Source organism: Microcella sp. (assembly GCF_030645145.1).
In the GTDB taxonomy this organism is placed as follows: domain Bacteria; phylum Actinomycetota; class Actinomycetes; order Actinomycetales; family Microbacteriaceae; genus Microcella.
Genome location: NZ_JAUSMI010000036.1, coordinates 1 through 13,580, shown reverse-complemented (window position 1 = coordinate 13,580; position 13,580 = coordinate 1). Strand labels below are relative to the sequence as shown.

The 13,580-nt window shown below is 70.5% G+C and carries 17 protein-coding genes and 1 tRNA gene; 12 read left to right on the top strand and 6 right to left on the bottom strand.

Features of this window, described 5'->3' with window-relative positions; genetic code table 11:
- Positions 1–41: 41 nt before the first annotated feature.
- Positions 42–443: a DUF3592 domain-containing protein gene (locus tag Q7T15_RS02215; protein WP_304692843.1), complete on the top strand. Its 402-nt coding sequence runs from the start codon at positions 42–44 to the stop codon at positions 441–443.
- Positions 444–454: 11 nt separating this feature from the next.
- Entirely contained in the window at positions 455–853 is a 399-nt protein-coding gene (locus Q7T15_RS02210; protein WP_304692841.1) for a hypothetical protein, read from the top strand.
- A 48-nt stretch (positions 854–901) separates the two neighbouring features.
- On the opposite strand, the gene pip is transcribed toward Q7T15_RS02210, so the two are convergent.
- From pip to Q7T15_RS02195, 3 genes are read right to left on the bottom strand one after another with little or no spacing between them, the layout of a single operon-like run.
- A complete protein-coding gene (gene pip / locus Q7T15_RS02205; RefSeq protein WP_304692839.1) occupies positions 902–1,852 on the bottom strand; it encodes a prolyl aminopeptidase in 951 nt (316 codons plus the stop codon).
- Between the two features lie 34 nt (positions 1,853–1,886).
- Entirely contained in the window at positions 1,887–2,432 is a 546-nt protein-coding gene (locus Q7T15_RS02200) for a hypothetical protein (protein ID WP_304692837.1), read from the bottom strand.
- A gap of 36 nt (positions 2,433–2,468) precedes the next feature.
- Positions 2,469–2,972, bottom strand: a complete 504-nt coding sequence (locus Q7T15_RS02195; protein WP_055856634.1) for a MarR family winged helix-turn-helix transcriptional regulator — start codon at positions 2,970–2,972, stop codon at positions 2,469–2,471.
- 146 nt (positions 2,973–3,118) lie between these two features.
- Here Q7T15_RS02195 and Q7T15_RS02190 point away from each other — a divergent pair.
- A tRNA-Gln gene (locus Q7T15_RS02190) sits at positions 3,119–3,190 on the top strand.
- 28 nt (positions 3,191–3,218) lie between these two features.
- Here the strand turns inward: Q7T15_RS02190 and Q7T15_RS02185 are convergent.
- The gene (locus Q7T15_RS02185; protein WP_304692834.1) at positions 3,219–3,749 is read right to left on the bottom strand and encodes a hypothetical protein; all 531 of its coding nucleotides are present in this window, start codon (positions 3,747–3,749) and stop codon (positions 3,219–3,221) included.
- A 94-nt stretch (positions 3,750–3,843) separates the two neighbouring features.
- On the opposite strand from Q7T15_RS02185, the gene Q7T15_RS12320 reads away from it, so the two are divergent.
- The 7 genes from Q7T15_RS12320 to Q7T15_RS02155 all read left to right on the top strand — a co-directional run bounded on the left by Q7T15_RS12320 (position 3,844) and on the right by Q7T15_RS02155 (position 9,524).
- Positions 3,844–4,071: an Arc family DNA-binding protein gene (locus Q7T15_RS12320; protein WP_370689080.1), complete on the top strand. Its 228-nt coding sequence runs from the start codon at positions 3,844–3,846 to the stop codon at positions 4,069–4,071.
- Entirely contained in the window at positions 4,068–4,481 is a 414-nt protein-coding gene (locus Q7T15_RS02180; protein ID WP_304692832.1) for a type II toxin-antitoxin system VapC family toxin, read from the top strand. The genes Q7T15_RS12320 and Q7T15_RS02180 overlap by 4 nt, the downstream gene beginning before the upstream one ends.
- 146 nt (positions 4,482–4,627) lie before the next feature.
- Entirely contained in the window at positions 4,628–4,993 is a 366-nt protein-coding gene (locus Q7T15_RS02175) for a hypothetical protein (RefSeq protein WP_304692830.1), read from the top strand.
- A 202-nt stretch (positions 4,994–5,195) separates the two neighbouring features.
- Positions 5,196–6,617 (top strand): L-serine ammonia-lyase, encoded by a 1,422-nt coding sequence (locus Q7T15_RS02170; RefSeq protein ID WP_304692828.1) that lies wholly within the window; start codon positions 5,196–5,198, stop codon positions 6,615–6,617.
- A 36-nt stretch (positions 6,618–6,653) separates the two neighbouring features.
- Positions 6,654–7,055 carry an SRPBCC family protein gene (locus tag Q7T15_RS02165; protein ID WP_304692826.1) on the top strand — a complete coding sequence of 134 codons (402 nt, stop codon included), beginning with the start codon at positions 6,654–6,656 and terminating at the stop codon, positions 7,053–7,055.
- Positions 7,052–8,479 (top strand): bifunctional UDP-N-acetylglucosamine diphosphorylase/glucosamine-1-phosphate N-acetyltransferase GlmU, encoded by a 1,428-nt coding sequence (gene glmU / locus Q7T15_RS02160; protein ID WP_304692824.1) that lies wholly within the window; start codon positions 7,052–7,054, stop codon positions 8,477–8,479. Before Q7T15_RS02165 ends, glmU begins: the two co-directional genes overlap by 4 nt.
- A gap of 67 nt (positions 8,480–8,546) precedes the next feature.
- Complete coding sequence (locus Q7T15_RS02155; protein WP_304692822.1) at positions 8,547–9,524, top strand: ribose-phosphate diphosphokinase; 978 nt, start codon at positions 8,547–8,549, stop codon at positions 9,522–9,524.
- 263 nt (positions 9,525–9,787) lie between these two features.
- On the opposite strand, the gene Q7T15_RS02150 is transcribed toward Q7T15_RS02155, so the two are convergent.
- Positions 9,788–11,149: a transaminase gene (locus tag Q7T15_RS02150; RefSeq protein WP_304692820.1), complete on the bottom strand. Its 1,362-nt coding sequence runs from the start codon at positions 11,147–11,149 to the stop codon at positions 9,788–9,790.
- A gap of 279 nt (positions 11,150–11,428) precedes the next feature.
- Positions 11,429–11,803, bottom strand: a complete 375-nt coding sequence (locus Q7T15_RS02145; protein ID WP_304692818.1) for a hypothetical protein — start codon at positions 11,801–11,803, stop codon at positions 11,429–11,431.
- 89 nt (positions 11,804–11,892) lie between these two features.
- Between Q7T15_RS02145 and Q7T15_RS02140 the strand changes: the two genes are divergently transcribed.
- Positions 11,893–13,308: an APC family permease gene (locus tag Q7T15_RS02140; RefSeq protein ID WP_304692816.1), complete on the top strand. Its 1,416-nt coding sequence runs from the start codon at positions 11,893–11,895 to the stop codon at positions 13,306–13,308.
- A gap of 55 nt (positions 13,309–13,363) precedes the next feature.
- Positions 13,364–13,580, top strand: a 217-nt coding sequence (locus Q7T15_RS02135) for a hypothetical protein (protein WP_304692814.1), incomplete at its 3' end; no start/stop codon positions are given.

The following is a 13,580-nucleotide window of genomic DNA, read 5'->3' as shown; positions in this document are numbered from 1 at the left end:
CCGACCCGTCGTGACCGAGCGTTCGCCCCTACGATGAGCACATGACCGACCCCCTCGACGCCATCGCGATCGTCGCCGAGGCCGTGTCTTGGCTGCTGCTGCCGAGCGGCATCATCCTGCTCGTCATCGGACTCTCGCGGCGCGCGTGGGCGCGCCGCTACCGCACGGCGAAGGCGGTCATCACGAACGTGCATGAGCGCGACGCGAAGCTGCGCTGGTTCAGCGACGGTGGCGACGTGCACGAGACCGTCTCGCCCCTCACGGGGCCGATTCCGGCGGTGGGGGATGCCCGCACCGTCTGGGTGCACCCCTCCCGCCCCGAGAACGCCCGCCTCGACTCGCCGGCCCACGACGGGCGCGCGCTGATCACCCTGGGCGGCATCCTGACGGCTGTCGGAGTGATCGCGGTCGTGCTGTCGTTCGTGCTGCCGCTGCTGGGTTAGGCAGGGCGATCATGCGCGGATTCGCCGTCTCGATCGCAGCGGTCGTTCTCGCGCTCGCCGGGTGCGGCATCATTCCCGGCACGACGTCGCCGGCGGTGTGGGAGCTCACCCCGGATCAGGTCATTGACGCCGAGACGACAACGCTGTCGGTGCTCGTGACCCGCGTGGCGTGCAATGGCGGCGTGACGGGAACGGTAAACGACCCGAGCATCGACCGCACTGACGGCGAGCTCGTCATCACCTTCACCGTGAGCCCCGGTGATCCTCCCGCGGCGAACTGCCCGAGTAACGATCTCGTCGAGTACGTCATCGAGCTCGACGAGCCGGTCGGCGACCGTGCGCTCGTCGACGGAACATGCCGCACGACCGACGCGGCCGACACGGTGTCCTGCGACTCCGAGTTCCGGTAGTCCCGCTCGGAGGCTCGACCGCATCGCGTGCTTCGCGCGTCCTCGGGATCAAAGAGCGTCGAGGGCCGCGTGAGCGAAGCGGTCGATTGCCTCACGCGTCAGCTCCATCTCCTGCTCGCCTCCGTGGCCTTCGTGTTCGACGATGCGCAGTTCGCTCCCGGGCCACGCCCGGTGGAGCACCCACGGCGTGATCGCTGGGCCGCTGATGTCGCGGCGGCCGTGGATGAACACGGCGGGAATTTGCGCGATCTCGGCGACCTGATCGATCACCGGACGCTCGAGGAAGCAGTCGTGCGCCCAGTAGTGGGTAACGAGGGTCGCGAAGTTCTCGCGAGCGCGGGCGTCGTCGAACATCGGTCCAGGCATCCACTCCGGGTCGAGCGATATGTGGGTGGACTCCCACACCTCCCACGCGAGGGCCGCCCGGACGCGCACCGTTGGGTCGGTGTCGCGCAGCGCCCGCGCGTACGCCTCCACGACGCGCTCGTCGGGGTGTGCGAGGCTCGCGAACTTCTCCCACGCCTCGGGGAAGATGCGCCCGACGCCCTCGGTGATCCAATCGATCTCCGTTCGCGCGCCGGTCGTGACAGCCGTCAGCACGAGCTCAGTGACGCGGTCGGGATGCTCGAGCGCGTAGGCGAGCGCGAGCGTCGAGCCCCACGACACCCCGTGGAGCAGCCAGCAGTCGATGCCGAGGCGAGCGCGCACTGCCTCGATGTCGGCGATCAGAGCAGGTGTGGTGTTGCTGTCGAGCTGGTCGAGCGCATCGACCGCCCAAGGTGCGCTCTTGCCGCAACCGCGCTGGTCGATACCGACGATCAGGTGAAGGTCTGGGTCGAAGCGTCGGCGGTAGCCACCGCGCCCGAGGCCGCCGCCCGGCCCGCCGTGGAGGTACAGCGCGGGGCGACCCGCGGGGTTGCCGGAGGTCTCCCAGTAGATCCGCGCGCCATCTGGTCGCTCGACCCAACTGTGATCGAAGGGCTCGAGTGGCGGGTGCATCGTCGAAGCGTAGGCGGGGTCGGCCATTGTCGACTTAGACCGTCACGTCGAACTCTGCGCCCACTACTGCTCTGGCGAAGGCGACCGACATCGCCCGCCCGCCATTCAGGTTGGCAAAAGGCCGCCGGCCAAAATTGGCCGCGTACAGGGTGATGAGAGCGTCCTCTACATCGCCAGGCCTTGCCGTCACTACCTCGCGCCATCCGACCACAAGTTCTTCGCTCTGCGGCAGCTGCCAAAGAAACCGGCCGCCGTAGTGACTGGCTGAGTGTCCGCGCCCTTGTCTCGCATAAGCCCAGAGTCGAGTGCGAAGGCTGGACGCCTTGCCGATGTAGAGAATTTGCGCGTCATCGGTCCACGATTCCCGGAGGCGGGCAACGGGCACGGTCAGATCGCGACCTTTGTGGGGGCCGCCTACGCTGCGTTCGAGAAACGTTGGCGCGGCGGTACCCGTCCTGGTGACCACGTATACGCCTTGCGTATTTGGCAAATGAGCGCGTTGAAGATCACGGAATGGGATCCACCCGTGGAAACCCAATCGGGTCAATCCATCTCGCGTCCAGAGCAGTTCGCTTGCCATCGCCACAGGCTAGGCCGCGTTCGTCCAGGAAGCGATCTAGACCGACCCCTCGAAGTCCGCCCCGAGCGTCCGCAGCAGGCTCGCGAGTCGCTCCTGGTCGGCGCGGCTGAGGCCGCTGAGCAGCTCGCGTTCGGCGACGACGAGTTCGGCGATCGCGTGGTCGACGCGCTCGCGGCCCGACTCGGTCATCCGCACCAGGATGCCGCGGCCGTCGTTCGGGTCCGTCCGCCGCTCGACGAGACCGCGCGCGGTCAGCCGGTCGATGCGGTTGGTCATGGTGCCGCTCGAGACGAGGGTCTGGCGCAGCAGCGAGGTCGGGCTCAGCTCGTAGGGGGAGCCGGCGCGGCGCAGGGCCGCGAGCACGTCGAACTCCCAGCTCTCGAGCGCGGATGCCGCGAACGCCGCCTTCCGCGCCCGATCCAGGTGCTTAGCGACGCGCCCGAGCCGCGACAGCACGTGCAGCGGGGAGAAGTCGAGATCGGGCCGCTCGCGCTGCCACGCGTCGACGATGCGGTCGACGTCATCAGCGGGGGCGGTCATGCGTTCATTATCGCGGGCGGCTCATGTGCGTCGGTCGCGTCGCGTCTCGGCCGCCTGCCGGCGGCGACGGATGCTCGGCGCGCGCCCGCCGCCCGCGGGCCGCTCGGGCTCATCTGGCAGACTTGCCCCGCGCCCGTGAGGCGCGATCCGCCTTGGTGTAACGGCAGCACGACAGCCTTTGGAGCTGTTAGGCCCAGGTTCGAATCCTGGAGGCGGAGCCCCTGACCCGCTGGTAAGGGCTGAGCGCTATCGAGACCAGCAAGCGTGTTCCCAGGCGGGAAAAGGACTTCTGCCCCCGTCTGGTGAGTGACCATCTCCGTAGGTATAGACCACAAGCAGGGGTCCGGTGATGCCCGCTTGACGCATCGCTGGGAAGATCGCGTCCGTGCACAAGGCATCGATCTCAGCCCGCTGGCTGTCCAAGCCTGGAATGTAGGTTCCCCAGTCGACCCGCGCCGCATATGTGTAGTCGAACTCGATCGTCGAGTAGATTCCGGCGGGCGCGCCCAGAGTGGCTCGTGCTTCCTCGATCGACCCAGTCACAACTACCGATTCGTACACATCGGGGTACTGACTGAGAAATGCCGGGATAGTGGCTCTTTCGGCCTCGGCATATGCAAGAAGCGCATCAAAGTTCTGATCGGATTGCTCCTGCGTGTCCTGCGTGTCCTGCGTGCGCTGCGGTTGAGCGACCTCAGTTTCAGTCGTACAGCCACCCACCGCCAGAAGTAAGCACAACGACAACAAGCTGAGCAGGAGCCGGCTGGGACGGTTCATTGGCATATCCCTCCATGGAGTGTTGAGGAAAGATAGCGCCTAGAGAAAGCCTTCGCATCAGCTCTCAGCGCTAGCATTGCTAGCAGGAGGTCCGATGGCTACATTGACGATTCGCAACTTGCCAGAGCCTGTGCGCCGCTCACTCAAGGAGCGAGCCGCGGCCCATAACCGCTCGATGGAGGCGGAGGTGCGCGCGATCCTGGAGGACTCTGTCGCTCCTCGCGCAGATTTCATTTCCCGATGGGTCGCCTCCACCGAGCCCCTCCGGGGCGACTTCGAGCTTCCAGAGCGGTCACCCGCTCGCTCGGTCGAGCTGTCGTGATCGTTCTCGACACCAACGTCGTCTCCGAACCTCTGAGCCGCGTTCCTGACCAGAACGTGCTGCGGTGGCTCGCCGAGCACTCGACAGACGTCGCGGTCACGTCGATCACGGTCGCCGAACTTCGCTTCGGGGTGCAGCGTCTGCCCGAGGGCCGGCGGCGCGACCATCTGACAGCCGCCGTCGACGACCTCGTCGTCGGTGCCGCCGAGCGCATACTCCCGTTCGACGCCGAGGCGGCCGACACCGCCGGCAGGCTGCGAGCGCGACGCGAAAGCGTCGGTCGGCTAGTCAGCACGGAGGACACGATGATCGCCGCGATCTGCTTGGCGGGCGGACACACGCTCGCAACTCGCAATACGAAGGACTTCGACGATGCGGGCTTCGAGCTTCACAACCCCTGGGTGAAGTGATCGACACACGCGCGTTCGCCCACATGCCGCAGGACGGGAGCCCCCGAAGTCAGGCTGACTTCTCTGCACTTGGAGGGTTCACGACGTTCTTGTCCCTGGCGGTCAAAGAGATTACGGTGTGAGGACATTCGTTGAAAGGTCCTCAAATGTCGGTTCTCGATCAACGTCGGTTGGAGTCGTCCGGCGCAGTGATGCCGCCCAGCATGGTTCGGTACTTCCTGATCACCGTCGTCGCCATCGGTGCCGTGTGGCTCTTCGCCGGCAAGTCAGTGAATTGCGCAGCCGGTGTTGCGAACTGCTCCGTTGACGCCCGCGTGATGCCGGCCGTCCTATCCACGATTGCCCTAATCGCACTCCTGGCCATCGGCGTAGTCGTATCAACGTTGACGCCACCCGCCGCACAGCGCCGAACGACGCTGATCGTGACCGTTGCTCTTGTCATCGCGGCGGTTGTCGCGGGCGGCGTCGTCTTCTTCGCGGCGGGATCGGTGCTCTGGCCCATCTGGGCCTAGGTAAGCACCGGCGCGGCCTCGCGACAGCGCGACGCGCACCCGCGCAAGGTCGTGCGCCCCCGAACGATCAGGGCCACAATAGAGACGCGGCTCGACGACGCCCGCACGAGGGGCGTCGCGCGCGCCGCCGACCCACGCAGCGCGAGCAGCAGGGGTCGCTCCACTCCTCGGCCGTGACCCGGCCCCACCGATCGGAGCCCTCGTGAGCATCCCAGTGGCGGTCAGCCTGCCGCTCGCCGAGCGCGAGTTCATCTCGGTGCACGACCTGTTCCGCGTCGGCATCGGCCCCTCGAGCTCGCACACGGTTGGCCCGCTCCGAGCCGCGAAGGCGTTCGTGAGCGCGCTCAGCGACGCCGAGCTCACCACGGTGAGCAGCGTCGAGTGCACCCTCTTCGGTTCCCTCGGCTCCACGGGCGTCGGCCACGGAACCCCCGACGCCGTCCTCGCCGGGCTCGCCGGCCACGAGGTCGAGCACGTCGTGCGCGACGACGTCGTCGCCGTCCGCGAGCGCGCTGACACCGAGGGGCGCCTCACGCTCGACGGCCGCCACGACATCGCGATCGACGCGAGCTGGCTGACCTTCGCCCCGCGCGAGCTCAAGCCGCGGCATCCCAACGCCCTCACGCTCATCGCCCGCGACAGCACCGGCGCGGTCGTCGCGGAGGAGACCTACTACTCGATCGGTGGAGGCTTCGTCGAGCAGGAGAGCGCGCCCGCCTCCGAGCGCGCCGGCGACGCGCACGACGCGACCCCGCGAGTCCCGTACCCGCACGACACCGCCGCCGAGCTCTTGCGCCTCTGCCGCGCGCACGGCCTCACGATCGCGCAGCTCGCGCGCGCCAACGAGGAGGCGCTGCGCACCCCCGACGAGTCGAGCACCGCCCTGCGCCGCATCTGGCACGCCATGAACGCGTGCATCGACGCCGGGCTCGAGACCCGCGGAACCCTGCCCGGCGGGCTCAACGTGCCGCGCCGCGCCGCCGCGATGGCCGGCCAGCTGCGCGACATCGACGAGGCCCACACGCGCGACTGCACGCTCGAGTGGCTGCAGGCCTACGCGATCGCCGTCAACGAGGAGAACGCCGCGGGCGGCCGCGTCGTCACCGCGCCGACGAACGGAGCGGCGGGCATCATCCCGGCGGTGCTGCGGTACGCGCTCGACATCCTCCCGATCACCGACCGGGATGCCGCGGCCGAGGACTTCCTGCTCGTCGCGGGAGCAATGGGCGCCCTCATCAAGAACAACGCGAGCATCTCGGGCGCCGAGGCCGGCTGCCAGGGCGAGGTCGGCTCCGCCGCCTCGATGGCCGCGGCCGGATTCACCCACCTGCTCGGCGGCAGCAACGAGCAGATCGAGAACGCCGCCGAGATCGCCATGGAGCACTCGCTCGGCCTCACCTGCGACCCCGTCGCCGGCCTCGTGCAGCTGCCCTGCATCGAGCGCAATGCGATCGGCGCGGGCAAGGCCGTCGCGGCCTCCCGCATGGCGATGCACGGCGACGGAACGCACCTCATCAGCTTCGACACCGTCGTCGCGACGATGCGCCAGACGGGCGACGACATGTCGCGCAAGTACAAGGAGACCAGTGAGGGCGGCCTCGCTGTGAATTACGTGGAGTGCTGATTCCCCCCGCCCGCACCCGACCGACAGACTGACCCCATGTTCAGAGCCCGGCATGTCAGCGAGTCGATCAACCGCCCGCCCTCGATCGTCATGGCCATCGCCCGCGACCCGCTGAGCCTGCCCGAGTGGGCCGCGGGGCTTGCCGACGGCATCCGCCGCGAGGGCGACGCGTGGATCGCGACCTCGCCCATGGGCGAGGTGCGGGTCGAGTTCCGCACCGACATCGAGCGGGGCATCCTCGATCACGACGTCACGATGCCCGACGGCACCGTCGTCACGAACGCGATGCGCGTGCTGCCGAACGACGGCGGCAGCGAGGTCGTCTTCACGCTCTTCCAGCGCGACGGGATGTCCGACGCCGAATTCGACGCCGACGCGGCCGCCGTCGCGGCCGACCTGCGATCCCTGCGCGAGCTGTGCGAAAGAATGGCCGGATGACCGATTCGCAGCTCGCCGTCATCGTCCTCGCCGCCGGCCAGGGCACCCGCATGAAGTCGCGCACGCCGAAGGTGCTGCACCGGCTCGCGGGCGTCCCGCTCATCGGGCACGTGCTCGCGACGGCCCGCGCGCTCAACCCGGCGCACGTCGTCGCCGTCGTGCGGCACGAGCGCGACACGGTCGCCGCCGCGATCACCGAGCTCGACGCCGACGCGCTCATCGCCGACCAGGACGAGATCCCGGGCACCGGCCGGGCCGTCGAAGCGGCGCTGGATGCCCTTCCCGCCGACTTCGCGGGCGACGTCCTGGTCGTCTCGGGCGACGTGCCCCTGCTCGACGCCGACACCCTCGCCCAGCTCATCGCCGAGCACCGGACGCGCGCCGCCGCCGCGACCGTGCTGAGCGCCGTCCTCGACGACGCCACCGGGTACGGCCGCATCGTGCGCTCGACCGCGGGCGACCTCGACCGCATCGTCGAGCAGAAGGACGCGACCGACGACGAGCGGGCCATCACCGAGATCAACTCGGGCACCTACGTCTTCAGCGTCGCCCCGCTGCGCTCGTCGCTCGCGCTCGTGTCGACCGACAACGCCGCTCAGGAGAAGTACCTCACCGACGTCATCGGCCTGCTGCGCGGCGACGGGCAGGGCGTCGCGGCGCTGCCCGCCGGGCAGTCGTGGCTCGTCGCGGGCGTCAACGACCGCGTGCAGCTCGCCGACGCGGCGCTGCGCCTCAATCAGATGATCGTGCGCGGCTGGCAGCTCGCGGGCGTCACGATCAGCGACCCCGCCTCGGTGTGGATCGACCGCACCGTCACGCTCGAGGCCGACAGCGAGGTGCTGCCCGGCACGCAGCTGAAGGGCGCCACGACGATCGCGGCCGGAGCCGTCGTCGGCCCCGACTCGACGCTCACCGACACCGAGGTCGGGGCGGAGGCGCGCGTCAGCCGCACCGACGCGACGCTCGCGGTCATCGGGGCCGGGGCATCCGTCGGGCCCTTCGCCTACCTGCGCCCCGGCACCGTCGTGGGCGAGAAGGGGAAGATCGGGACGTTCGTCGAGACGAAGAACACGACCCTCGGCGCCGGCAGCAAGGTGCCCCACCTGTCGTACATCGGCGACACGACCGTGGGCGAGGGCTCGAACATCGGCGCCGGCACCATCACGGCCAACTACGACGGCGTCAACAAGCACAAGACCGTCGTGGGTTCGCAGGTGCGGACAGGGTCGCACAACGTCTTCGTCGCCCCCGTTAGGATTGGCGACGGAGCGTACTCCGGCGCCGGAACGGTCATCCGCAAGGATGTCGGGCCGGGCGAGCTGGCCGTGAACGTCGCTCCGCAGCGGAACATCGCCGGCTGGGTGGAGAAGAACCGGCCGGGCACCGCGGCGGCCGAGGCGGCTGCCGCCGCAGCGGACGAGTAGCCCCTCACCCACGGCGCACCAGCAGAACGACACCGATCGTCGCCGCGGCGGCAGAAACCGAGGACTCGTGGCCAGCATCAAGATCACCGGCCAGAAGCGCCTCGTCATCATCTCGGGGCGCGCCTACCTCGAGCTCGCCGAGCAGGTCGCGGCCGAGCTCGAGACCGAGGTCCTGCCCACCGACGCGCGCACCTTCGCCAACGGCGAGATCTACGCGCGCTTCGACGAGAGCGTCCGCGGCTGCGACGCGTTCGTCATCCAGTCGCACGCGCGCCCCATCAACGAGGCGCTCATGGAGCAGCTCATCATGGTCGACGCCCTCAAGCGCGCCTCGGCCAAGCGCATCACCGTCGTCGCGCCCTTCTACCCGTACTCGCGTCAGGACAAGAAGGGCCGGGGCCGCGAGCCCATCTCGGCCCGCCTCATCGCCGACCTGTTCAAGGCCGCTGGCGCCGACCGCATCATGAGCGTCGACCTGCACGCCGCGCAGATCCAGGGCTTCTTCGACGGGCCCGTCGACCACCTTTTCGCGATGCCCGTCCTGCTCGAGCACTTCCGCGCGCAGCTCGACCCCTCGACCCTCGCGGTCGTCTCGCCCGACATGGGCCGCGTGCGCGTCGCCGACATCTGGAGCGACAAGCTCGGAGCGCCCCTCGCGATCATCCACAAGCGCCGCGACCCGCTCGTGCCGAACCAGGTCTCGGTGCACGAGATCGTCGGCGAGGTCGCGGGCAAGGTGTGCCTGCTCGTCGACGACATGATCGACACGGGCCGCACGATCGTGAAGGCCGCCGAGGCGCTCAAGAAGGCCGGCGCGATCGGCGTCGTCGTCGCGGCGACCCACGCGATCTTCTCCGACCCCGCGTTCGACATCCTCCAGGCGGAGGCGATCGACCAGGTCGTCGTGACCGACACCCTGCCCATCCCGGAGGACAAGCGCTGGGATCGCCTCACCGTCCTGCCGATCGCCCCGCTGCTGGCGCGGGCCATCCACGAGGTGTTCGACGACGGGTCGGTCACCTCGATGTTCGACGGGGCCGCGTAGCCCGCGACCGCACCGCGGCGAGATCACGCGTTCGGGGCGAGGTGCCGCGAACTCTTGCCCGCTCTCGCCGGAAACCCGTGACGTCGCGCGCGGTTGAGCCCGAAAGTCGCGAGTGGGCCCGAAAATCCGGGCGCAACTGCGACTTTCCGACTCATTCGGCGCGCCACCGCAGGGGTCCTGCGCGAGACCGGGGGCCGAGACGGCTCCCGGCGCTGGCGTCGCGGCGACGGCGAGAAATCGCCGTCGCGTACAGCTCCAGCGCGCTACGCGGCCACGAGCTCGCGGATGCACTCCTCGAACGCCGCGTGGTGCGCATCCACATCGGCCCGGGTCGTCATGGGCGCCATGAGCGCCATGTTGTGGAACGGCGTGAGCATGATGCCGCGGTTGGCGAGGTACAGGTGGATCATGTCCTCCAGCTCGCTGTCAGCGGCGAGAGCCGCCTGCGTCCCGTTGAGCGGGTAGGGCCGTGCGAAGCGGTACTCGGCCCGCGCGCCGAGCTGGTTGATCGCCCACGGCAGCTCGTACTTGTCGAATAGCGCGTTGACCCCGTCGGTGAAGTACGTCGCCGTGTCGATCATGTGCGCGAACGCCTCGTCGGTGAGCACGTGCTCGAGCGTCGCGCGCATCGCCGCGACCGAGACGGGGTTGCCGGCGAGGGTTCCGCCGACGCCGCCCATGTCGACGAGGTCGAGGTCGGTGCGCGCGAGGGCGCGCTCGGCGAACTCGGCAGACAGGCCGTAGGCCCCGGTCGGGATGCCCCCGCCGATTGCCTTGCCGATGACGACGAGGTCGGGCTCGATGTCGCAGGCGGTCGTCATGCCGCCGGGCCCGGCCGAGAACGTGTGCGTCTCGTCGATGATGAGCAGCGCGTCGTACTGGCGCGTCAAGGCGCGCACGCCCTCGAGGTACCCGGGCTCGGGCAGCACGATGCCGATGTTGGTGAGCGCGGGCTCGATGAGCACCGCGGCGACGTCCCCGTGCGCGAGCGCGCGCTCGAGGCCCGGGAGGTCGTTGTACTCGGCGGCGCGCGAGGTCTCCGTCACCGGCACGGGGGCGCCGACGTTGCCCGGACGCGACATGCTCTCGCCGTCGGGCCCGACGACGACGAGCGACTCGTCGACCGATCCGTGGTAGCAGTACGAGTGGAAGACGATCTTCGGCTTCCCGGTGATCGCGCGCACGAGACGAATCGCCCAGCGATTCGCATCCGTCGCCGTCAGAGAGAACGACCAGCGGTCCATCTTGAAGCGGCGCGAGAGCTCGGCGCCGACCCACTCCGCGTCTTCGGTGGGCAGCATCGTGGTCAGCCCGCCGAGCTCGCCGATGCGGCGGGTCACGGCCTCGACGACGATCGGATTCGAGTGCCCGGCCATCGAGCCGGTGTCGCCGAGGGCGAAGTCGATGTACTCGTGACCGTCGATGTCCCACACGCGGTTGCCGTGCGCGCGGTCGAGGTAGATCGGGAAGCCGCCGGCCTTCTTGTTCATCCAGGTCATCGGCACGCGGCCGAAGAGGTGCTCGGCGCGCTCGTAGGCGGCCTTCGACTTCGGGCGGGCGGCGGTGAACGCCTCCTGCTCGCGGGCGTACATCTCGGCCAGGCGGGTGCGATCGATCGTGATCATGGGGTCCTCATTCGTTTCGTCGACGGTGCGAGCGCCGCCCATCGCGGAGTCTCCGCGGGCAGGGCGCACCGGTTCCGCGCGGTGATTCGCATGAGGTGACCGGAAGCGATGAAAGCAACCACCGCTCCTCGACGGGTCGGGCCGCACCCGAGGGGGTGGCCGTTGCGAGCGCGGAACGCTCCCATCATCGCAAGGCGACCCCGATTCGCGAAAGAGCGCGGGGCGGATGCTCGGCTCGAGCCGCACCGGCTCCGCCGGCCGGGAGGTCGCGGCGGCGGTTCAGGCGCCGCTGCGCGGCCGCAGGTCCGGCGCCCCCGGGATCACCCCGAGCACGGCCACGCGCACCTCGCCGGTGGGGGCGAGGGCGTAGCAGTTCCAGCCCGCGGTCTCGAGGCTGCCGAGCTCGAAGGCGACGCGGGTCGGGGTCCGGGCATCCGCCTGCGCGTCGACGGCGAGGCGGCACGCGCGCGCCGCGGTCGACTGGGCGAGCGCCCAGGTCGCGAGCGCGCCCGGCACGACGAGGGAGAGGAGGGCGACGATGCTGATGATGCGCATGACACGGGCACGGCGCTCCCACGCGGGGGAGCGGCCGTCGCTGCCGTCTCCGTCATCGGGCCAGTCGGCCTCGCGGAGCTCGCGGGGGTCGTCGTCCATCCCGGCCAGTCTCGCACGCGGGGTCGGGGGTCGGCCGCGGCGGTGACGACGAGAGCCGACTGGACACACGCGCCCGGTACTCTGCGCGCGTGACCTTCGACGCCGACGAGCCGACGCCCGCCGACCCGCCGCCGCCCGCGGGTCGACCCGCCCTCGCACGCAGCGTCGGGCTCGGCGGCGCGATCGGCATCGGGCTCGCATCGATGATCGGGGCCGGCGCGTTCTTCGTGTGGGCTCCCGCGGCGGCCGCGGCGGGCGAGCTCGTCCTGCTCGCACTGCTCATCGCGGCCGTCGTCGCGACGCTCAACGCCTTCAGCTCGGCGCAGCTCGCGATGGCGCACCCCACCTCGGGCGGGGCGTACGCCTTCGGCCGCCGCTACGCCGGCCCGTGGATCGGCTTCAGCGCCGGCTGGCTCTTCGTCGTCGGCAAGACCGCCTCCGCGGCCGCGATCGCCTCGGTCGCCGCCGCCTACCTCGGCACCGCGCTCGGGCTCGACGCCCTCCAGACCCGCCTGCTCGCGGCCGTGCTCATCGCGGTCTTCGCCGCGCTCAACATGTCCGGAGTCCGCACGACCGCGCGCGTCGCCATCACGATCGTGAGCATCGTGCTCGCGGGCCTCGCGGTGTGGTTCGTCGCCGTTGCCGTCGCAGGCCCGTCGACGATCGGCTGGGTCGAGAATCTGGACGGGCTCACGGGGCAGGGCACCGGCGAGGGCGCGGTGAGCGTCGCGATCGTGCCGTCGGATGCCGCTCTCGCGCTCGCGCCCGTCACGGTCGCGCCACCCGCGCCGGTAGGCCTCGCGGGAATCCTCCAGGCCGCCGCCCTGCTCTTCTTCGCCTTCGCCGGGTACGCGCGCATGGCGACCCTCGGCGAGGAGGTCCGCGAGCCGCGCCGCACGCTGCCCCGCGCGATCCTCATCGCGCTCGCCGTCGTGCTCGCGCTCTACGCGGCCCTCGCGCTCGTGCTCGTCGACCGGCTGGGGGTGAGCGCGCTCGCGACGAGCACCTCTCCGCTCGCCGACGCGATCGACCCGCGCTGGGCGCTGCCGATCGCGCTGCTCGCGGCGCTCGCGTGCCTCGGATCCCTCGCGGGCATCCTCGCCGGGCTCAGCCGCACGAGCCTCGCCATGGCGCGCGAGCGCGACCTGCCCGGCCCGCTCGCGCGCATCTCGACCCGCACCGGCGCCCCCGTGGTCTCGGAGGCGCTCATCGCCCTCGTCGCGATCGCCATCGCGCTGCTGCTGCAGCCCGCGCAGCTCGTCGCCGCATCGAGCGCCGCCGTGCTCGTCTACTACGCGATCGCGCATCTCTCAGCGCTCCGACAGCCGGCCAGCGAGCGGTGGCAGCCGAGACTCGTCGCCGGCGCGGGGCTCGCGGGGTGCCTCGTGCTCGTGGCCTCGCTCCCGGCGGCGTCGCTCATCGGCACGGCGGTCATCCTCGCCGTGGGGCTGGGAGCGCGGGCGCTCGCGGTGCGGGCGCGCTCGCGGCCGAGCACCGGCGCCTGACCGCCCGCTCGACGGGACGGCGCGGTCGCGCGGCGAAAGGGGCAGACTGAGCGGCGTGACCCGACACGCGCCCCCCGACGCGCCCGGCGACCGGCACGGCCCCCCGACCGTCGACTCCCGAACCCTCGACGTCGCCGCCGCGGCGCTCGCCGCGAGCGCGGGCGTCTCCGGCGCCGTGACGTTCCGCGGCGCTCCCTGGCTCGGCGGCGCCTACCCCGTCGGCGCCTTCGCCTCCGCGGCCGTCGCGACGACCGCCCTCGCCCTCGCCGACC